16 protein-coding genes are annotated in these 21,416 nt (G+C 64.4%); 14 read left to right on the top strand and 2 right to left on the bottom strand.

Going from position 1 to position 21,416, the window contains the following annotated elements; all coding sequences use genetic code 11:
- Positions 1 to 52: 52 nt before the first annotated feature.
- On the bottom strand, positions 53 to 1,081 hold the full coding sequence (locus QOS90_RS08095; protein ID WP_027596329.1) for an LLM class oxidoreductase: 1,029 nt from the start codon (positions 1,079 to 1,081) through the stop codon (positions 53 to 55).
- A 216-nt stretch (positions 1,082 to 1,297) separates the two neighbouring features.
- Between QOS90_RS08095 and QOS90_RS08090 the strand changes: the two genes are divergently transcribed.
- Positions 1,298 to 2,191, top strand: coding sequence for a LysR substrate-binding domain-containing protein (locus QOS90_RS08090; protein WP_027596330.1), 894 nt, complete (start codon positions 1,298 to 1,300; stop codon positions 2,189 to 2,191).
- A gap of 86 nt (positions 2,192 to 2,277) precedes the next feature.
- A complete protein-coding gene (locus tag QOS90_RS08085; RefSeq protein ID WP_033694337.1) occupies positions 2,278 to 3,639 on the top strand; it encodes a HEAT repeat domain-containing protein in 1,362 nt (453 codons plus the stop codon).
- A 10-nt stretch (positions 3,640 to 3,649) separates the two neighbouring features.
- Here the strand turns inward: QOS90_RS08085 and QOS90_RS08080 are convergent, their stop codons facing one another.
- Positions 3,650 to 4,564 (bottom strand): LysR family transcriptional regulator, encoded by a 915-nt coding sequence (locus QOS90_RS08080; RefSeq protein ID WP_027596332.1) that lies wholly within the window; start codon positions 4,562 to 4,564, stop codon positions 3,650 to 3,652.
- Positions 4,565 to 4,862: 298 nt separating this feature from the next.
- On the opposite strand from QOS90_RS08080, the gene speB reads away from it, so the two are divergent.
- From speB to lipA, 12 genes are all read left to right on the top strand, one after another.
- A complete protein-coding gene (gene speB / locus QOS90_RS08075) occupies positions 4,863 to 5,834 on the top strand; it encodes an agmatinase (protein WP_027596333.1) in 972 nt (323 codons plus the stop codon).
- Between the two features lie 15 nt (positions 5,835 to 5,849).
- Complete coding sequence (locus tag QOS90_RS08070) at positions 5,850 to 7,358, top strand: aldehyde dehydrogenase family protein (protein WP_027596334.1); 1,509 nt, start codon at positions 5,850 to 5,852, stop codon at positions 7,356 to 7,358.
- 96 nt (positions 7,359 to 7,454) lie between these two features.
- Positions 7,455 to 7,634 (top strand): hypothetical protein, encoded by a 180-nt coding sequence (locus QOS90_RS08065; protein ID WP_027596335.1) that lies wholly within the window; start codon positions 7,455 to 7,457, stop codon positions 7,632 to 7,634.
- Positions 7,631 to 9,100: a cytosine permease gene (locus QOS90_RS08060; RefSeq protein ID WP_027596336.1), complete on the top strand. Its 1,470-nt coding sequence runs from the start codon at positions 7,631 to 7,633 to the stop codon at positions 9,098 to 9,100. The genes QOS90_RS08065 and QOS90_RS08060 overlap by 4 nt, the downstream gene beginning before the upstream one ends.
- Positions 9,101 to 9,104: 4 nt before the next feature.
- Entirely contained in the window at positions 9,105 to 10,790 is a 1,686-nt protein-coding gene (betA, locus tag QOS90_RS08055) for a choline dehydrogenase (protein ID WP_027596337.1), read from the top strand.
- 439 nt (positions 10,791 to 11,229) lie between these two features.
- Entirely contained in the window at positions 11,230 to 12,654 is a 1,425-nt protein-coding gene (gene cycA / locus QOS90_RS08050) for a D-serine/D-alanine/glycine transporter (RefSeq protein ID WP_027596338.1), read from the top strand.
- Between the two features lie 81 nt (positions 12,655 to 12,735).
- Positions 12,736 to 14,265: a transcriptional regulator GcsR gene (gene gcsR / locus QOS90_RS08045; protein ID WP_027596339.1), complete on the top strand. Its 1,530-nt coding sequence runs from the start codon at positions 12,736 to 12,738 to the stop codon at positions 14,263 to 14,265.
- 260 nt (positions 14,266 to 14,525) lie between these two features.
- A complete protein-coding gene (gene gcvH, locus QOS90_RS08040; RefSeq protein ID WP_027596340.1) occupies positions 14,526 to 14,903 on the top strand; it encodes a glycine cleavage system protein GcvH in 378 nt (125 codons plus the stop codon).
- A 14-nt stretch (positions 14,904 to 14,917) separates the two neighbouring features.
- Entirely contained in the window at positions 14,918 to 17,788 is a 2,871-nt protein-coding gene (gene gcvP / locus QOS90_RS08035) for an aminomethyl-transferring glycine dehydrogenase (RefSeq protein ID WP_027596341.1), read from the top strand.
- Between the two features lie 60 nt (positions 17,789 to 17,848).
- Positions 17,849 to 19,105, top strand: coding sequence for a serine hydroxymethyltransferase (glyA, locus tag QOS90_RS08030; RefSeq protein WP_027596342.1), 1,257 nt, complete (start codon positions 17,849 to 17,851; stop codon positions 19,103 to 19,105).
- Positions 19,106 to 19,126: 21 nt separating this feature from the next.
- Positions 19,127 to 20,251 (top strand): glycine cleavage system aminomethyltransferase GcvT, encoded by a 1,125-nt coding sequence (gene gcvT, locus QOS90_RS08025; protein WP_027596343.1) that lies wholly within the window; start codon positions 19,127 to 19,129, stop codon positions 20,249 to 20,251.
- A 24-nt stretch (positions 20,252 to 20,275) separates the two neighbouring features.
- On the top strand, positions 20,276 to 21,253 hold the full coding sequence (lipA, locus tag QOS90_RS08020) for a lipoyl synthase (RefSeq protein WP_027596344.1): 978 nt from the start codon (positions 20,276 to 20,278) through the stop codon (positions 21,251 to 21,253).
- Positions 21,254 to 21,416: the final 163 nt, after the last annotated feature.

The raw sequence follows: 21,416 nt of genomic DNA, 5'->3' as shown, positions 1-21,416 counted from the left end.
TCGCGGGCAAGCCCCACACCGTCCGCTGCACATTTGCGTTGCCTGGCACGCTTTACCAGTCTTGCGACTGCGGCGCAGGCCCGGCCAGCGCCGGAAACAGCGGCAATACCTCTTCGGCCAGTTCCTGAATGATTTCCCGGGCCGGGCGCCGCGCCATCTGCACGCCCAAGGCCGCATGATTGACCCCAGCCTCGCGCCACTCGCCAAGCAAGTCGATCAGCCCGTTGCGCCCGGTGCGCAGTACATAGCCGCCTTGCTGCGGCGTACGCGGGAAGTTGGGGTCGTCGTCCAGGTCGATCCATTCGTTGGTCATGTGCGGGCGGAACCCGCCGCCCGGGATCGCTTCGCGCCAAGCGCGGATTTTTTCGGCCAGGCGGCGTGGGCCCAGGATGTTATGGGTGGCGTCGGGGTAGGTCAGCCAGCCATCGGCGTGCTCGCCCAGCCACTGCAGGGTCTGGCGCGACGAGCCGGTCACCACCAGGGGGATGCGCCCTGACACAGGCCTGGGCAACAGTCGGGCGTTACTGAGCTGGCCCAACGGCGACTGAATAGGCCCTGGGTGCTCGGCCAACAGTTGGCGGAAGTAGTCCACGCTGTGCGCAAAGCGCTCGCCGCGGCTGCCGTGGTCCAGGCCATACGCCGGAAACTCCACGGGGCGGTCGCCTGAGGCAATGCCAAGCACCAAGCGCCCGCCCGACAAGGTATCAACGGTGGTGGCGGCCTTGGCCAGGTCGATCGGGTGGCGCAAGGCAAAGATCGCGCTGCCGGTCACCAGGGCGATCTGCCGGGTGTGCGCGGCCAGGTAAGCCAGATAGGTGAACGGGTCGAATACCTGACCGGCATCACCGAAGGCCGGGTCAAACAACGGCACATCGCGCACCCAGGCTGCGGCAAAGCCCAGGCGGTCGATTTCACCGACCAGCCGCGCCTGCCCGGCCAGGGCCTGCAGGTCGCCGTCATAGAAGCGCTGCGGCATGAAGATGCCCAGGGTCAGGTGATCCGGGGCAAACATGCGCCGGTAGCCGGGGTGGTGGGCGAAAGCGTTGGCGTTGGCGCCGCAGGTGGCAGCTTTAGCGTTCATGGCTGTTCCTGGGTTGTGGGCGTTCATGGGCCGGTGGCCGGGGCTGGCAGGCGAAGGTCGCGATATCTGCGACGAGTGAAGGTTCAGGCATGTCGAATAACCTCAGAAAAACTAACGCAAGTTGTTAGGCCTGAGCGCTATGCTATGCAGATGAAGCAAGATACAAAAACGATTGCTTCTACCCTTAACGTTAGTTTTTCTAAAGTGAGGAATGTAATGGGCGCCGTCCTGCCACTGCTTGCCTTGCGCGCCTTCAGCGAAACCACTCGCCTGGGTAGCTTGAAAGCCGCCGCCGAGCGCATGGGGGTTTCGCCTGGGGCCATCAGCCAGCAGCTTCGCCTGCTGGAGGACCGCCTAGGCGTCACTCTGTTGACCCGCAGCCGTCATGGCGTGCAACTCACCGAGGCTGGGGCGAGCCTGTACCCAGGCGTATCACGTGGCTTCGGCGACATCGAGCGCGCACTGCTCGACATTGAAGCCTTGGCCCGCGCCAGCACCCTGACCATCAGCACGCAACCGTCCTTCGCTTCTAGCTGGCTGGTGCCGCGCCTGGCCAGTTTCAGCACGCTGCACCCCGGCATCGAGGTCCGTGTCGAGGCCACGGCGGCGTTGGTCGACCTGCACCGCGACCGTGTCGACATCGCCCTGCGCCATGGCCTGGGCGACTACCCGGGGCTGCAGTCGATACCCTTGTTGGCGCCGGTGCTGTTGCCGGTGTGCAGCCCGGCACTGCTCGCCAGCGGCCCGCCACTGCATGCGCCTGAGGATTGCTTGCGGTACCCGCTGCTGCAGGATGCCGACCGTGCCGACTGGACGCTGTGGTTGCAGGCCCATGGCTTCGAGCCCGACAGCCGCAGCCGGCGCGGGCCGAGTTTTGACGAGGAGCTGCTGTTGCTAAGCGCGGCCGCGAGTGGTCAAGGTATCGCCCTGGTACAGGCGCAACACGCCGAAGAGGGGCTGCGTAACGGCAGCCTGGTGGTGGCCGTGGACCGGCCCTGGCCTTCACGTTTTGCCTACTACCTGGTCGCCCGCAAAGAGCAGTTGAAACGACCACACGTGCGGGCATTCATCGACTGGATCGAGGGGCAGCTGGCTGCAGATGCAGATTGAACCAGGCTCCGAATTCAGCTGCCGTGAAACCTGAGCCTTCGAATAGCGTCTGAAGCCCACACTGCACGTACATGGAATACAAGGGAATGAATGTAAGCTCCATCAGCAACTGGTTGGGTCGGCTGAAGGCAAGGCAGGTACCAGCAGGGTCCTGGGCCGATCAGCGGCGTAATGAAGCCCTCGAACTGATCGCGTCTGCCCACGATGGCGATACGTGGATCACCCTCAGCCATCACGACAACGGCTTCGTGCGAGAAGTCGCGGTACGGGCGCTGTGCGCCGAGCAAACGCCGCAAGCCTTGCAGGCGCTGATCGAGCGGTTGAATGACTGGGTGCCGCAGGTTCGCGAACTGGCCAAGGCGGGCATTCAGCCTTACCTCACAAGCGCCCATGTGACGTCATTGTTGAGCGCCCTGGAATCAGTGGTGGCGCTGGCTGCGCGCCGGCGGGTCGATCATGCTGCCACCCTGGAACAGGTGTGTGCAGTGTTGCAGGGGGCTCAGGCTCGGCGTGAGGTCCACCTTGATTTTCTGACCCGGCAAGGCAAGACAGCGCGTTTTCTGTTTGCGCGCTTGCTGGAAGCCGACACCGAGCCTGCAACCCTGCTGCGTGATGCCTTGGCCCACCGCGAATTGACCGTTCGCTTGGCAGCGGTTGCTGCGTGCCAGGCGCTCCCCGCTGCGCAAGCCGTGCCGCTGTTAGTGCACGCCTTGCCACACGCGGCTGCCAAGGTGCGGGTCTGTGTGCTGCGGGCATTGCTGCCCTTGCTGGATGACCCGCAGCCGTTACTGCGCCAGGTCTTGCTGGATGCCTCGCCCGCTATCCGCAGCCTTGCGCGTTGGCAGGCGCCGCGCTACGGGGTTGACGCTGCGGCGGTGCTGGCGGCGCGCCTGGCCGGTGAAATGCCCACCACAAAACGCGATTGGCTGGGCGTGCTTGGCCTTGGCGCAGAACTGCAGGTGGAACTCCCCCTCGCGTGGTGGAGGGCCGCTTTGCAATCGCGCTATCCCTTTGTGCGTTTTGCTGCGGTGCACCAGGCAGGGGAGGCCACTGCGGGTGAGCTGTTCGGCCTGCTGGGCGACCCTTCGGACAAGGTGTTCGCCGCCACCATCGTGCAATTGGGCAAGCTGCCCTGGGCGACCGTCAATGTCGAGGCAAGCGCCTGGTTGGACCGCCATTGGCATGAATGCCCGGCGCCGCGTCGCTTGGCGGTGCTCCACCTGTTGTCTGGCTGGCAGCAAGTGGCCTACCTGTTGCAGCGCCTGGACGCCGAGCCCGTCCTGCAGGCCGGCTGGCTACAGGAGATCAGCGGCTGGTGCGATCGCCAGTATCGGATTATCGACCCTGCCACCTCGCCAACCGCCCGCGCCGTGCTGGTGGCAAGGCTTCAGGGCCTGGCGACGACTGGGCTTGTTCGCGCGCAGCAGGTTGCCCGGGTTATTGCCTGAGCCTGCGGGCTCAAACGCCCCCGGCCTGGTGCATGCAGGCGTTCAGGTCTTCGAGGAACGCCCGCAGGATCGGCGGTGGTGACACCCCGCGCCGGGTGATCACGTCGAAGGGCGAGGTGAGGTCCAGGGTATTGGCGCCCAGCCGGCGCATTTCGCCGGTTTTCACCCACTGCTCGGCGAAGTGCACCGGCAGAAACCCGATATAGGCACCGGAAATGATCAGGATCGCGGCCGCCTCAATGTTCTCCACGGTCGCGGCGGCCTTGGTGATGCCCAGTTGCTCCAGGTCGTATTGCTGCATATAGCCGCGCACCACGATATGGCACTGGCGAACCTCTTCAAGCAACCGGCCGTTCGCCGCCTTGCTGGCGTACAACGGATGGCGGCGGCCGCAGTACAGCCCCAGGGCTTCGTCGTACAGCGGCAGGTACGAAAGCCCCGGCACGCGCAGCGGAAAATGGCCGATGGCCAGGTGCAGCCGGCTGTCCAGCACACGCTCTTCCAGCTCCGCCGGGGCGCCGATGTAGATGTGCAGGTGGGCATCGTGCCCGCGTGAAACAAAGCGCTGGGTGGTGCGCGGCAGAGGCGAGGCGGTGTCGGTCAGGGTGGAGTCGATGATGCCCAGGTTGAGCTTGCCGCTGATGTGCTGCTTGAGCACGTCGGCATCCATGCAAAAGCTTTCCACCGCGCTGAGCAGGCGCAAGGTGGCTTCGTGGATGGCCACGCCCTGTTCGGTCAGGCGAAAGCCACTGCGCCCGCGCTGGCACAGCTTGACCCCAAGGCGGGTTTCCAGGTGCGTCATCTGTTCGCTGATGGTCGATTGGCCGGCGTTGAGGGCGGCCTGCGCCGCAGAAAAGCCACCGCACCTGACGATGGTGGTGAATACCCTGAGGAGCTTCAGATCGACGTCGTGGAGCTGGATCACTGGGGCCTCCTGGCGGTGCGTCACATCGCGCTGGCTGATATGAGCGTCCGGCCATTGTTTTTTTTCAAGCTAACCACGCCCCTGTGATCACTGCAATGCCCGGCACCTGCAAATGACTGCTGGTGCACACCCGGCATTTCGCCTGGCCGCTGGCAGCGGGCGATTACTTCGGGTTGGCCGATGTATGCATCTGCACTTGCGCATTTTTCCCGCGTTGGCCTGCCGCCATAGTGGCTGCAACGGCGGTCGAGCAGTCGCCCCGTCTCCTGACCAGAACAATAAGTGGAGAAACCCGAACATGGCAAAGCACGGTTATGAATCCGGCCGCCTGAACCTGCCCTTCGTAGGGCATTGCACCTTCGCCAAGTCACCCATCTGCACCGACTGGAATGCCATCGACGCCGATGTGGCGATCCTCGGCGCGCCCAACGACATGGGGACCCAATGGCGCTCGGGCGCACGGTTCGGACCGCGCGGCATCCGCGAGGCATCGACCCTGTTCTCGTTCGGCCACGCCGGTGCCTACGACTTCGAAGATGACGCCACCTACCTGACCGATGACCAGCTGCGCATGGTCGATGTCGGCGACGCCGATATCGTGCACACCGACATGGCCACCAGCAATGCCAACATCGAGTCGGCCGTGCGCCAGATCCTCGCGGCGGGTGCCATGCCGATCGTACTGGGCGGCGACCACTCGATCCATGCGCCAGTCATCAAGGCCTTCGAAGGGCGTGGGCCGATCCACATCGTGCACTTCGATGCCCACCTCGACTTCGTCGACGAGCGCCATGGCGTGCGCTACGGCCATGGCAGCCCCTTGCGCCGCGCCTCGGAGCTGGACCACATCGTCGGCATGACCCAAATGGGCATCCGCAACGTGTCGTCCTCCAACCGCGACGACTACGATGCCGCACGCGAAGCCGGCTCGCAGATCCTCTCGGTACGCGACGTGCGTCGCCTGGGCTGCGAAGGTGTGCTGGCAAAGATCCCCGAAGGCCGCGACTACTACATCACCATCGACATCGATGGCTTCGACCCGTCCATCGCCCCAGGCACCGGCACCCCGAGCCATGGCGGATTCTTCTACTACGAAGTGCTGGAGATCATCCAGGCGTTGGCCCGACGCAGCCAGGGGCGGATTGTCGGCATGGACCTGGTGGAAGTGGCCCCGGCCTACGACCCGGCAGGCGTGACCTCGATTCTGGCCGCGCAATTGCTGATGAACAGCATCGGCTTCATCTTCCACGCGCGTGCCAACGCCCGCTGATCCGGAGACTGTACCGTGGACAACAAGGTAAAAGCCTACCTGCAGGCCTTCGGCGTTTCCGAGGCCACCCAGCGTTTTCTCTGCAAGCCCCAGCGCATGTTCATTGGCGGTGCCTGGCTCGAGGCCAGTGACGGTGCCAGCGCCGAGGTCATCGAACCGTCCACCGAGGGTGTGCTGACGCGCATCCCGATGGGCACGCAGGACGACCTCGACCGCGCGGTGCGTGCCGCCCGTGCGCAATTCGATGGCGGCCCCTGGAGTCAGCTCAAGCCCCTGGAACGTGAGCGCCTGATTCATCGCTTGGCCGACCTCATAGAGGACAATGCCGACGAGCTGGCGCAGATCGAGTCGATCGACATGGGCAAGTCGGTCGCCCAGGCCCGCGCCGTGGATATCCAAGGTACCGTCGATACGCTGCGCTATTTCGCCGGCTGGGCCAGCAAGATTCATGGGCGCACGGTCGAGCCTTCGCTGCCGGGCAACTACCTGGCCTACACCCGCAAGGAAGCGGTCGGCGTGGTGGGGGCCATCGTGCCCTGGAACTTCCCGCTGCAAACCATGGCCTGGAAGCTCGGCGCGGCGTTGGCGACCGGCTGCACCGTGGTGGTAAAACCGGCGGAGCTGACGTCGCTGTCGGTCCTGCGCTTTGCCGAGCTGGTGCAGGCGGCGGGCATCCCTGACGGTGTGCTGAACATCGTCACCGGTCGCGGCAGCGTGGTGGGCACGGCGATGTCCAGCCACCCAGGCATCGACAAGCTGAGCTTCACCGGCTCTACCCCGGTGGGCTGCTCGGTGGGCAAGGCGGCGATGGACCAGATGAAACGCCTGACCCTGGAACTGGGCGGCAAGTCGCCGGTGATCGTGTTCGCCGATGCCGACCTTGACGCGGCGGCCGAGGCGGTCGCCAACGGTGTGTTCTTCAACTCGGGGCAGGTGTGTGATGCCGGTACCCGTGCCTATGTCGAGCGCAGCGTCTACCCAGCCTTCCTCGAAGCGCTGGCCCGCTATACGGCCACGCTGAAGATTGCCCCGGGCCTGGACCCTGACTGCTTCATCAGCCCCATGGTGTCGCGCCAGCAACAGCAGCGGGTACTGGAATACATCGCCCTGGGCAAGGCCGAAGGGGCGCAGGTGCACTACGGTGGCGAGCCGGTCGAAGGCCCGGGCTTCTACGTGCAGCCAACCATCTTCGCCCACTGCAACAACGACATGCGCATCGTCCGCGAGGAGATCTTTGGCCCGGTGCTGGTGACCTTGCCCTTCGATACCCAGGAGCAGGCCCTGGCGCTGGCCAACGATTCGGAATACGGCTTGGCCGCGGCCATCTATTCCAACGACCTGGGCAAGGTCCACGGGCTGATCCCGCGCCTGCGCGCTGGCACCGTCTACGTCAACGCCCACAGCACGCTGGACCCCTCCATGCCGTTTGGCGGCTACAAACAATCGGGCTATGGCAAGGACATGGGCGCTGAACAACTGGAGTTTTTGCTGGAGACCAAGGCGGTCTGGATCACCTTGCCCTGAGGTACAGGGCTGGCCCGCGTCGCCTGGTTTGGCGAGCGACGCGGGCCACATGAACGCATCGAATTTCAAGAACAAGAACCCGTCGAGGTGATGCCAATGAACAGCCAAGTGGATACCGAGCGTGCACAAGACCTGGAACGGCGCCTGCGCGCCTATGAAGAACTGGAGGGCAGGGCGCACTGGCCCGGCGCGCTGAGCGCGGCGGATGTTGTTGCCCTGGCCGTGCTGACCCTGGTCATGGTGGTGGGCGCGTATTGCCTGGGGGGCCAGCCATGAGCCGCTCCAGAGAGCAGGAATTTCGCCTGGCCGCCGAACGCGGCGATACGCCTTTGCTGCCGGGCGAGCGGGTCTGGGGCTTCTGGGGTTATGCCTACGCCAACTCGGCGTTGGCGGTGGCCACCTGGGTGTTTTTGATCGGCGGTGCCACCGCGTTGTTCGTCGGGCCCTTGCAGGGCATTGCCGCGATCATCATCGGCAACATCATCGGCGTGGTGCTCGCGGCCTCGTCCACCTGCCTGCCGTGCGGCAAGTACGGCGTCGAGCAGTTCACTTTCCTGCGCAGCATGTTTGGCCTCAATGGCAGCCGGCTGGTCTATACCCTTTCGGTGGTGATCCTGACCATGGGTTGGCTGGCGGTGCTGGGGCTGATGTGCGGGCGTGCGCTGGACAACCTGGAAACCCTCGTGCAGCACAGCCAGCCCGACAGCAACGACTGGCTGGTGACCGCTGGGGCCTTGCTGGCCATCGTGCTGGCGGCGCTGGTGGCCATGCGCGGGCCAGACATGATCCGCCGCCTCAGCGCGGTGATCGCACCCAGTCTGATCCTGATCATGCTGGCGCTGATGTACTTCATCTCCCGCCGCTACAGTTTCGGCGAACTGCTGGCCATGCCGCCCTTGCAACCTCCGTTCGAAAACCCGCACGTCAACTTCATGATCGCGGTTGAAATCAACATCGCTGCGGGGTTCTCCTGGTGGCCCTACATCGGCAACCTGTCGCGCCTGTGCAGCAACCAGCGTACGGCGTTTTGGCCCAACCTGGTGGGCATCTTCGGCGCCGCGTCGCTGGGTGAGTCGGTCAGCCTGTTCGCCGCCACTACCCTGGGCAGCAGCGACCCCACCGCCTGGATGCGGCTGGCCGGCGGCATGACCTTCGGCGTGATCGCCCTGAGCTTCCTGGCCCTGGCCAACCTGACGGGCATGGTCAACATCCTTTACACAGCCGTCATCGGCCTGCGTCAATTGGCCGGGGAGCGGTTGCGCAGCCTGGGCTGGGGGATGCTGATCGGGCTGTTCTGCATCATCCCGGTGGTCATCGTGGTGTGCCTCCCAGGTATCTACGACGGCTTCTTCATCTTCTTGGTGTGGACGTCGGCGCTGAACAGTGCGCTGGCCGGCATCGGCATCGCCGATTACTTCTTCCTGCGCAAGCAACGCCTGAACCTGCGCCATTTGTATGCCGAGCAATGTGGCTCGCCGTTGCGCTTCTGCAAAGGCTTCAACCCCATCGCGCTGCTGGCGCTGGTGGCAGGGTTTGCCATCTACGTGGTGGTGTTCAACCCGCAGACCTTGGCCCATACCGATTTCTTCACCTTCGCCACCGCCTCGCTGCCGTCCTGCCTGCTGGCCGGGCTGGTGCATTACGGCCTGACCCGCCTGCTGGCCACACGCCTGGGCTGGGGCGGCTACCCCAAGGGCAATGAACGCAACATCGAGGCCGCAGGCCTTCGCGTACAGGACTAGAACAATGAAAAAACGATACGACTACATCATCATCGGCGCAGGCTCTGCCGGCTGCGTCCTGGCCAACCGCCTGACCGAAGATGCCGGCACCTCGGTACTGGTGCTGGAGTTCGGCGGCAGTGACCGCAGCGTGCTCATCCAGATGCCCAGTGCGTTCTCGTTGCCGATGAATACCAAGAAGTACAACTGGCGCTACGAGACCGCCGCCGAAGCCCACCTGGACGGTCGCCGATTGCACTGCCCGAGGGGCAAAGTGCTGGGGGGATCGTCCTCGATCAACGGGCTGGTATACATCCGTGGCCATGCCTGCGACTTCGATGAATGGGAAAGCCTGGGCGCGAAGCACTGGAGCTACCGCAACTGCCTGCCGTACTTCAAGCGCGCCGAGCATTTCAAGTTTGGTGGTGATGACTACCGCGGCGGTGCAGGGCCGCTGGCCACCAACAACGGCAACAACATGCAGAACCCGCTGTACGGTGCCTGGGTAGAGGCCGGCGCCGAGGCCGGCTACATCAAGACCGCCGACTGCAATGGCTACATGCAGGAAGGCTTCGGCGCCATGCACATGACTGTGAAGGACGGGGTGCGCTGGTCCACCGCCAATGCCTACCTGCGCCCGGCGATGAACCGGCCGAACCTGACCGTGGTGACCCACGCCATGACCCGGCGCATCCTGCTCGACGGCAAGCGCGCAGTGGGCGTGGAGTATGACGAGGGCGGGCAGACCCACACGGTGCATTGCAACCGCGAGGTGTTGGTATCGTCCGGCCCGATCGGCTCGCCGCACCTGTTGCAGCGCTCGGGTATCGGCCCAGAGGCGGTGCTGAAAAAGGCTGGCATCAAGGTGCTGCACGACCTGCCGGGTGTGGGCGAAAACCTGCAGGACCACTCGGAAATCTACATTCAGTACGCGTGCAAGGAGCCCGTTACCCTCAACGGCAAGATGAGCCTGCTGGGCAAGGCGATGATCGGCCTGCGTTGGCTGCTGTTCAAGGATGGCCTGGGCGCCAGCAACCACTTCGAGGCGGGTGGTTTTATCCGCTCGTCCAAGGGGCTGCGTTGGCCGGACATCCAGTTCCATTTCCTGCCGGCGGCCATGCGCTACGACGGTGACAAACCGTTCAAGGGCCACGGTTTCATGGTGCTGACCGGGCCGAACAAGCCCAAGAGCCGCGGCCATGTGCGGGCCCTGTCGGCCGACCCTTACCAGCACCCGGAAATCCGCTTCAACTACTTGCAAAGCGAGGAGGACCGCGAGGGCTTCCGCCGCTGCGTGCGCCTGACCCGGGAGATCATCGCTCAGCCGGCCATGGACCGCTTCCGCGGCGAGGAGCTGGCACCTGGGCCGCAGGTGCAGACCGATGAGCAGATCGATGCCTTCGTGCGTGCCAACATGGAAAGCACCATGCACCCGTGCGGTTCTTGCCGCATGGGTGAGGACGACATGGCAGTGGTGGATTCGACGCTGCGTGTGCATGGCCTGCAGGGGCTGCGGGTGATCGACTCGTCGGTGTTCCCGAGCGAGCCTAATGGCAACCTCAACGCGCCGACCATCATGCTGGCCGAACGTGCCGCCGACCTGGTGCGCGGGCGTGAGCCGCTGGTGCCGGTCGATGTGCCGGTCGGTTTGGTGGACGGGTGGGAAGAACAACAGCGCAGCCGCGCGCCGCGGCGCGAGGTGCGTGCGTGATCAAGCGTGGGTGAGCCTACGCGGTCCCTGTGGGAGCGGGTTTACCCGCGAACACCGGCGAAGCCGGTGCCATACACCGCGTCGGATTTTTCGCGGGTAAACCCGCTCCCACAGGTACAGCGCTGGCCATGGGGCGGATGAAGCAGATAAACCTGGACCGATAGCGCTCCATTGTAGTGATATCGATACAGCACAGGGCAGGGCACGGTATACGACGCTTCGGTGTCGTACACCGCGCCTTTACCGCCACCGCCTGGAGTGGCTTCATTACAGCAATAAACGTTAATACCCACACAGACCCCCGTAGTTAAAGGGCTCTAGCCTTTGGCATAGTCCTTGCTCTTTCCCTTGCGTTCGGCCGGCTGTTGCAACGCATGTCCGGTTAGAAAGTTGAACTTGTGACGTTATAAAAACAATTAAACTAGCAAGGTAAATAACAATGAATAACCTGCCGCAGGGTCACTGTCCGCCTGAGGGTGACACCCACGAACTCAAACGTAACCTGTCCAACCGCCATATCCAGTTGATCGCCATCGGCGGCGCCATTGGCACGGGCCTGTTCATGGGCTCTGGCAAGACCATCAGCCTGGCTGGGCCTTCGATCATCTTCGTCTACATGATCATCGGCTTCATGCTGTTTTTCGTCATGCGGGCGATGGGCGAACTGTTGTTGTCCAACTTGCAGTACAAGTCATTCATCGACTTTTCGGCGGACCTTTTAGGCCCGTGGGCGGGGTTCTTTACCGGGTGGACCTACTGGTTCTGCTGGATCGTCACCGGTATAGCCGACGTTATTGCCATCGCCGCCTATTCGCAGTTCTGGTTCCCGGATATTCCCTTGTGGTTACCGGCACTGGCCTGCGTCGGTGTGTTGCTGTCGCTCAACCTGATGACGGTGAAGATGTTCGGTGAACTGGAATTCTGGTTCGCCATGATCAAGATCGTGGCCATCTGCGCCTTGGTCTGCACCGGGGTGTACATGGTGGCGGCAGCCTATCAGTCGCCGACCGGTAACGTCGCCTCGCTGGCCAACCTGTGGAACGACGACGGGATGTTCCCCCACGGCGCCATGGGCTTCTTCGCCGGCTTCCAGATTGCGGTGTTCGCCTTCGTCGGCATCGAACTGGTCGGCACCACCGCGGCCGAAACCAAGAACCCGGAACGCAACCTGCCACGGGCCATCAACTCCATCCCGCTGCGCATCATCGTCTTCTACGTGTTGGCGCTGATTGCCATCATGGCCGTGACCCCGTGGCGAGAAGTGGTGGCCAACAAGAGCCCCTTCGTCGAACTGTTCGTGCTGGCCGGGCTGCCTGCTGCAGCGGGGATCATCAACTTCGTGGTACTGACGTCTGCGGCGTCTTCGGCCAACAGTGGCGTGTTCTCGACCAGCCGCATGCTCTATGGCCTGGCGGTGGAGGGTGATGCACCGGGCCGGTTCAGCGCGTTGTCACGCCGTGCAGTGCCCTCCAACGGCCTGATCTTCTCCTGTATTTGCCTGACCGCTGGCGCCCTGGTGATCTACCTGGTGCCGAACATGCTCGACGCGTTCACGCTGATTACCACGGTGTCGGCCCTGCTGTTCATGTTCGTCTGGTCGATCATCCTGCTGTCTTACCTGGCGTACCGCAAACAGCGTGACCACCTGCACCGTGCGTCGAAATACAAGATGCCGGGCGGCACGATCATGTGCTGGGTCTGCCTGGTGTTCTTCGTTTTCATCCTCGGCCTGCTGGCCCTGGAGGCGGACACCCGCATGGCGTTGTTCGCCGTGCCAGTATGGTTTGCCGTGCTGGGCCTGTCCTACCGGTCCATTCGCCAGAAAAAACAGGAGCACGCCGCGTTGTCGCTCGAAGCGGAGTAACCGCCCCTTCACGTTCTAACCAGGGGGACAGCGCCGGGTGCGCTGTCTCCCTGTTGTCGTTTCGCCAACCAGGGAATCACGATGAGAATCCACGTCACCTTCATCGACCGCGTCGGCATCACCCAGGAAATCCTGGCATTGCTAGGGGCGCGCAACCTCAACCTGGACGCGGTGGAAATGATCCCGCCCAACGTCTACATCGACGCTCCGGCGCTGTCACAGGCCGTGCTGGACGAGCTCTACGGTGCGCTGTTGCGCGTGGTGGGGGTGCAGGCGGTCGAGTTGGTCGACTTCCTGCCTGGTCACCGCCGGCGCCTGCAACTGGAGGCCCTGTTGGCGTCGATGAGTGACCCGGTGCTGGCGGTTGACCCCGGCGGCCATGTGCTGCTGGCCAACCCCACCCTGGTCAACCTCATTGGCCGCGAGCCGGCCGGCGAGCCGTTGTCGCGGCTGTTTGCCGAGGCCGACTTGGCCCAAACCCTGATCGACAAGGGCTTTCGCCTGCCCATGTGCGAGGTCGGCTTCCAGGGCCAGGCGTTGTTGCTGGAAGCCACGCCCATCAGCGGCGGTGCCGATGCCCTGGTGGGCGGCCTGCTTACCCTGTACCCGCCAAGCCGCATCGGCGAGCGCCTGGCGTCGTTGCTACACGACCACACCGAAGGGCTGGAGGGGCTGCTGGGCGATTCCACGGCGCTGAAGGAACTCAAGGTGCGCCTGCACAAGGTAGCAGGCCTTGAGGCGCCGCTGCTGATCCAGGGGGAGACGGGCACCGGCAAGGAGTTGGTCGCCCGCGCCTGCCACGCCCTCAGTGCCCGGCGCGATGCGTCGTTCCTGGCCCTCAACTGCGCCGCCTTGCCCGAGAGCCTGGCCGAGAGCGAGCTGTTCGGCTACGCCGCTGGCGCATTCACCGGCGCCCAGCGCGGCGGCAAGCCCGGCCTGCTGGAGCTGGGCGATGGCGGCACGGTGTTTCTCGATGAAGTGGGGGAGATGTCGCCCTACCTGCAGGCCAAGCTGTTGCGCTTTCTCAATGACGGCAGCTTCCGCCGCGTCGGCGGTGGTGGTGAGGTGCGGGTGAATGTGCGGGTGGTCTGTGCCACTCACCGCAACCTCGAAAGCATGGTGGTCGAAGGCAGCTTTCGCGAAGACCTGTACTACCGCCTCAACGTGCTCAACCTCAAGGTGCCGCCCTTGCGCGAGCGAGGCAAGGACATCCTGCTGCTGGCCGAGTACTTCCTGCGCCAGGCCTGCGCGCAGATACAGCGCTCGCCCTGCCGGTTGGCGCTGGCGACCCATCCGCTGCTGCTGGGCAACCGCTGGGCGGGTAACGTGCGCCAGTTGCAGAACGTGATTTTCCGCGCCGCGGCCATCAGCGAAGGGGAGGTGATCGACTGCGACGACCTGGAGTTGGCCGGCACCGCCTTGAGCAGCCAGCAGGCCGACGTACACGAAATCATCAGCCTGGAAGCGGCCGTGCAGGGGTTCGAAAAATCCCTGCTGGAAAAGCTCTATGCAACCTATCCCTCGACCCGGCAACTGGCCGCACGCTTGCAGACGTCGCACACGGCCATCGGCCAGCGCTTGCGCAAATACGGCATTGCCACCCGGGCGTAGCACCCTGGTGGCAATGCGTTCCACTGGAGTGATTGCACTCCAGTTCGGCGAGGTCCCCGCGTTCATTGGCACGCCCCGGCACGCAGGCCTGCCGGGGCGATGCACTGGAGCTTATTCGTTCCGCCTGGGCCGACTGGATTGGCGCCGATTTGTATCTCAAGTCATTGAAATAAAAGGATTTAATCAAGTTGGCATCGCCCTTGCTCTTGTAGTTGTCAGTCCTGTACCGGGACCTACCTGATAACAAGAGAGGAAGATCCATGAGCATGCTGCGTTTTACCCCCGAACACGAATGGCTGCGTCTGGAAGCGACTGGCGAACTGACCGTCGGCATCACCACCTATGCCCAGGAGGCGCTGGGGGACGTGGTGTTCGTGCAGTTGCCGGAGCCGGGCGAGTATGGCGAGGGCAATGAAGTCGCAGTGCTGGAGTCGGTGAAGGCCGCCAGCAACATCAGCATGCCCCTGAACGGTACGGTGGTGGCGGTCAACCAGGCCCTGGCCGACGACCCGGAACTGGTCAATGCCTCGCCGATGCAGGATGGCTGGTTCTTCCGTATCCAGGTGGCCAACCTCGCCGACCTCGACACCTTGATGGACCAGGACGGCTACGACCGCTTCCTGGCCGACAACGCCTGAGCCAGGGTATCGACATGCACAACGCACCGTTTCCATTGACCACGGATAATGAGTTCATCGCGCGCCACATTGGCCCGCGTGATCACGATATCGAGGCGATGCTGGCGCTGACCGGCCATGGCTCCCTGCAGGCCCTGGTCGACAGCGTCATCCCAGGCAGCATCAAAGGCACCAGCGTGCTTGAACTGAGCAAAGGGCAGGGCGAGGCCGAGGCCCTGGCTGCGCTCAAGGCCATCGCCGCGAAGAATCAGCTGTTTCGTAACCACATCGGGCAAGGCTACTACCCGTGCCACACGCCGACGCCGATCTTGCGCAACCTGCTGGAAAACCCAGCCTGGTACACCGCCTACACGCCGTATCAACCAGAGATTTCCCAAGGCCGCCTGGAAGCGCTGCTCAATTTCCAGACCTTGGTCTGCGACCTCACCGGTATGCAGATCGCCAACGCGTCCTTGCTCGACGAGGCCACCGCTGCGGCCGAAGCCATGACCTTCTGCAAGCGCCTGGCAAAGAGCAAGGCACCGGCCTTTTTCGCCTCCCGCCACTGCCACCCGCAAACCCTTGACGTGCTGCGCACCCGTGCCCAGCCGCTGGGTATCGAGGTGGTCATCGGTGATGAAGCGGCACTGGAAGGCCAGGGCCTTGAGGCGTACTTCGGCCTGTTGCTGCAGTACCCGGCCAGCACTGGCGCTATCGCCGATCACCGGGCCCTGGTGCAACGCGCCCATGCCGTCGGCGCTTTGGTGGCGGTGGCAGCGGATCTGCTGGCGCTGACCCTGCTGACCCCGCCGGGCGAGTTCGATGCCGACGTGGTGCTGGGCAGCGCCCAGCGCTTTGGCGTGCCGCTGGGCTTTGGCGGCCCGCACGCGGCGTACTTTGCCACGCGCGATGCGTTCAAACGCGACATGCCCGGCCGCCTGGTCGGTGTCTCCATCGACCGTTTTGGCAAGCCGGCGCTGCGCCTGGCCATGCAGACCCGCGAGCAACACATCCGCCGCGAGAAAGCGACCAGCAACATCTGCACCGCGCAGGTACTGCTGGCCAACATCGCCAGCATGTACGCGGTGTATCACGGCCCTCAAGGCCTGGCGCAGATCGCCCAGCGTGTGCACCGGTTAACGGCAGTGCTGGTGCAAGGGCTGCTGCAGCTCGGGCACGCAGTGGAACAAGCGCACTTCTTCGATACCGTCAGCGTGGTCACTGCCAGGCCTGCGGCCGATGTGCTGGCCGCCGCCCAAGGGGCCGGCCTGAACCTGCGCCCGATCGACGCCCAGCGGGTCGGCCTGTCACTGGATGAAACCTGCGAGCAGGCCAGTGTCGAGGCCTTGTGGCAGGTGTTCGCCGCCCCGGGCCAGGCGCTTCCGGCCTTCGTCGCCCTGGCAGAAGGCTGTGGCGATTGCTTGCCAGTGCAGCTGCTGCGCGAAACCCCGTTCCTGCAGCACCCGGTGTTCAACCGCTACCATTCTGAAACAGCACTGATGCGCTACCTTCGCAGCTTGGCCGACAAGGACCTGGCGCTGGACCGCACCATGATCGCGCTGGGCTCGTGCACCATGAAGCTCAACGCCGCCAGCGAGATGATCCCGATCACCTGGCCCGAGTTCGCCAACCTGCACCCGTTCGCCCCGGCCGAACAGTCGCTCGGCTATCGGCAACTGACGGACGAATTGCAGGCGATGCTCTGCGAGGCCACCGGTTATGACGCGATGTCGCTGCAGCCCAACGCCGGCTCGCAAGGGGAATACGCAGGCCTGCTGGCCATCCGCGCTTACCACGCCAGCCGTGGCGAAGCGGGCCGTGATGTTTGCCTGATCCCGTCGTCCGCCCACGGCACCAACCCGGCCACGGCGCAGATGGCCGGCCTGCGCGTGGTGGTGGTCAATTGCGATGAGCGCGGCAACGTCGATGTGGCCGACCTGCAAGCCAAGGCCGAGCAGCACCAGGCGCAACTGGCCGCGCTAATGATCACCTACCCCTCGACCCACGGGGTGTTCGAAGAGGGCATCACCCGCATCTGCGACATCATCCATGCGCACGGCGGGCAGGTGTACCTGGACGGTGCCAACATGAACGCCATGGTCGGCCTCTGCGCCCCGGGCAAGTTCGGCGGCGACGTGTCGCACCTCAACCTGCACAAAACCTTCTGCATCCCGCACGGCGGCGGTGGCCCCGGTGTCGGCCCGATCGGGGTCAAGGCGCATCTGGCGCCGTTCCTGCCTGGCCACGCGCACCTGGAACATAAACAAGGTGCCGTCTGCGCAGCGCCTTATGGCAGTGCGAGCATCCTGCCGATTACCTGGATGTACATCCGCATGATGGGTGGCGAAGGGCTCAAGCGTGCCTCGCAGCTGGCGATTTTGAGTGCCAACTACATTGCCCGGCGCCTGGAGGAGCACTACCCGGTGTTGTACACCGGCGAGAACGGCCTGGTCGCCCACGAGTGCATCCTCGACCTGCGCCCGCTCAAGGACAGCAGCGGCATCAGCGTCGAGGACGTGGCCAAGCGCCTGATCGATTTCGGCTTCCACGCCCCGACCATGTCGTTCCCGGTGGCTGGCACGCTGATGGTCGAGCCGACCGAGAGCGAGTCCAAGGAAGAGCTGGACCGCTTCTGCGAGGCGATGATCTGCATCCGCGAGGAAATCCGCGCCGTGGAAAATGGCACCTTCGACGCGCTCGACAACCCGCTGAAAAACGCCCCACACACCGCCAGTGAATTGGTGGGCGAATGGCCCCATCGCTACGGCCGGGAGCTGGCGGTGTACCCGTTGCAAACGCTGCGCGAGAACAAGTATTGGCCGCCGGTGGGGCGCGTGGACAACGTCTACGGTGACCGCAACCTGGCTTGTGCCTGCCCGCCCATGTCGGTCTACCAGGACGCCTGACTGCCCAGGCCCGGACCCCGTCCGGGCCTTGCCTGCCCCCAACAATAAGGAAGCACCCACATGTTCCATAAAAGCCTCACCCTGTCCGACTTCGACCCTGTGCTGCAGGAGGCCATCAGCCGTGAAGTACAACGCCAGGAAGACCACATCGAGCTGATCGCCTCGGAAAACTACACCAGCCCGCAAGTGATGCAGGCCCAGGGCACCGAGCTGACCAACAAGTACGCCGAAGGCTACCCAGGCAAGCGTTACTACGGGGGGTGTGAGCACGTCGATGTGGTTGAACAGTTGGCCATCGAGCGCGCCAAGCAGCTGTTCGGTGCCGACTACGCCAACGTCCAGCCGCACTCGGGTTCCTCGGCCAACAGCGCGGTGTACCTGGCTTTGCTGCAGGCCGGTGACACCCTCCTGGGCATGAGCCTGGCCCACGGCGGCCACCTGACCCACGGCGCTAAAGTGTCGTCCTCGGGCAAGCTGTACAACGCGGTTCAATACGGCATCGACACCAAGACCGGCCTGATCGACTACGACGAAGTCGAGCGCCTGGCGGTCGAGCACACGCCGAAAATGATCGTCGCCGGCTTCTCGGCCTACTCCAAGACCCTCGACTTCCCACGCTTCCGCGCCATCGCCGACAAGGTCGGTGCGCTGCTGTTCGTCGACATGGCCCACGTTGCCGGCCTGGTTGCTGCGGGCCTGTACCCGAACCCGATCCCGTTCGCCGACGTGGTCACCACCACCACCCACAAGACCCTGCGCGGCCCACGTGGCGGCCTTATCCTGGCCAAGTCCAACGAAGAAATCGAGAAGAAGCTCAACGCTGCCTTGTTCCCCGGCGCCCAGGGCGGCCCGCTGATGCACGTCATCGCCGCCAAGGCCGTGTGCTTCAAGGAAGCGCTGGAGCCAGGCTTCAAGGCCTACCAGCAACAAGTCATCGAAAACGCCCAGGCCATGGCCCAGGTGTTCATCGACCGCGGCTACGACGTGGTTTCCGGCGGTACTGACAACCACCTGTTCCTGGTCAGCCTGATCCGCCAGGGCCTCACCGGTAAAGACGCCGACGCCGCTTTGGGCCGCGCGCACATCACCGTCAACAAGAATGCCGTACCGAACGACCCGCAGTCGCCGTTCGTGACCTCGGGCCTGCGTATCGGCACCCCAGCGGTCACCACCCGTGGCTTCAAGGTGGCCGAATGCGTGGCCCTGGCCGGCTGGGTCTGCGACATCCTCGACCACCTTGGCGATGCCGATGTCGAGGCCCAGGTGGCCGCGTCGGTGGCCAGGCTGTGCGCGGAATATCCGGTCTATCGCGCCTGAATCGACTACGGGGAATCGTTCATGTCCACAGAACAACTCAAACAAACACCACTGCATGACCTGCACCTGAAACTCGGCGCGCGCATGGTGCCCTTTGCCGGCTACGCCATGCCGGTGCAATACCCGCTGGGGGTGCTCAAGGAGCACCTGCATACCCGTGAGCAGGCCGGCCTGTTCGACGTTTCGCACATGGGGCAGATTCGCCTGCGCGGCGCCGGCGCTGCCAAGGCATTGGAGGCGCTGGTGCCGGTCGACATTCTCGACCTGCCGGTGGGCATGCAGCGTTATGCGCTGTTCACCAACGACGACGGCGGCATCCTCGACGACCTGATGGTGGCCAACCTGGGCGGTGACGAACTGTTGCTGGTGGTTAACGCTGGCTGCAAGGACCAGGACCTGCTGCACCTCAAGCAGCATCTGGAAGGGCAGTGCGAGGTGGAATCGCTGTTCGAAAGCCACGCCTTGCTGGCCCTGCAGGGGCCTGCTGCGGCCAAGGTGCTGGGGCGCCTGGCGTCCCAGGCCGGCGCCATGACCTTCATGCAGTTCGCCCGTGTGAAGCTGCTGGGTGTTGACTGCTACGTCAGCCGCTCGGGTTATACCGGTGAGGATGGCTTCGAGATCTCGGTGCCGGCCGAGGCGGCGGCAATGCTCGCCCGCACGCTGCTGGCCGAGCCCGAGGTCGAGGCCATCGGCCTGGGCGCCCGCGATTCGCTGCGCCTGGAGGCCGGGCTGTGCCTGTACGGCCATGACATGGACGCGCGCAGCACACCTATCGAGGCCAGCCTGACCTGGGCGATCTCCAAGGCTCGACGTGCCGAGGGCGTGCGGGCCGGCGGTTTTCCGGGGGCCGAACGCCTCTTTGCCCAGCAACGCGAGGGCGTGGCCAGTAAACGGGTGGGCCTGATGCCCAAAGCGCGTGTACCGGTGCGCGAAGGGGCGCTGATCGTCGATGCCAACGACCAGGAAGTCGGCCGCGTCACCAGCGGCGGTTTCGGCCCCAGCCTGGGCGGGCCGTTGGCGATGGGGTACGTGCACAGTGCGCACGCGGCATTGGAAACCGAAGTCTTCGCCTTGGTGCGAGGCAAGCGGGTGCCGATGCAGGTGGTACGCACACCCTTTGTGACGCAACGATATTACCGTGGCTGAAGCCTTCATTGCCGGAGCATGAACATGAACCAGACCCTGCCTGCCGCCACGCGCCCGCAGCCCCTGCAAGCCGGTGTGAAACTGCGCGGCGCCGACAAGGTGGCGCGCATCCCGGTGAAGATCCTGCCCACCGAGGAGGTGCCGCGCAAACCTGACTGGATTCGCGTGGGCATTGCCACGTCATCCGAGGTCGCACGGGTCAAGGCGCTGCTGCGCAAGCACAAGCTGCACAGTGTTTGCGAAGAAGCCTCATGCCCGAACCTGGGCGAGTGCTTCTCCGGTGGCACGGCGACCTTCATGATCATGGGTGACATCTGCACCCGCCGTTGCCCATTCTGCGACGTCGGCCACGGGCGGCCGAAACCGCTGGATGCCGATGAGCCGAAGAACCTGGCGATTGCCATTGCCGACCTGCGCCTGAAGTACGTGGTGATCACCTCGGTGGACCGCGATGACCTGCGCGACGGCGGCGCCCAGCACTTCGTCGACTGCCTGCGTGAAATCCGCACGCTGTCGCCGGGCGTCAAGCTGGAGACCCTGGTGCCGGACTACCGCGGGCGCATGGACGTGGCCCTGGCCATCACCGCGCAGGAGCCGCCGGACGTGTTCAACCACAACCTGGAAACCGTGCCGCGCCTGTACAAGGCGGCGCGGCCGGGCTCGGACTTCGAGTGGTCGCTGGACCTGCTGGAGAATTTCAAACGACGTGTGCCCAGCGTACCGACCAAATCCGGGCTGATGCTGGGCCTGGGTGAAACCGATGAAGAAGTGATCGAGGTGATGCAGCGCATGCGCGAGCACCAGGTCGACATGCTGACCCTGGGGCAATACCTGCAACCGTCGCGCAGCCACCTGCCGGTGCAGCGCTTCGTGCACCCGGACACCTTCGCCTGGTTTGCCGAACGGGCCTTGGCGATGGGCTTCAAGAACGTGGCGTCCGGGCCGCTGGTGCGGTCCTCCTACCATGCCGACCAGCAAGCGCTGCAGGCCCATATGCAATAGCGCTGCGCCCCCAATCTGTGTAGGAGCAGCCTTGCGCTGCGAAGAGGCGGGTACAGGCACAGTCAATCTTCGTTGCTATCACCGGCCTCTTCGCAGCACAAGGCTGCTCCTACCGGGCAATGCGTAAAACCCGGATGGCTTGCCGGACGCAGGCGGCTTGGTA

Origin of the sequence: Pseudomonas sp. LAIL14HWK12:I10, assembly GCF_900184205.1 — a bacterium.
In the GTDB taxonomy this organism is placed as follows: Bacteria; Pseudomonadota; Gammaproteobacteria; order Pseudomonadales; family Pseudomonadaceae; genus Aquipseudomonas; species Aquipseudomonas kermanshahensis.
The sequence above is the reverse complement of the archived record's forward strand: the minus strand, read 5'-3'. Positions and strand labels throughout refer to the sequence as shown.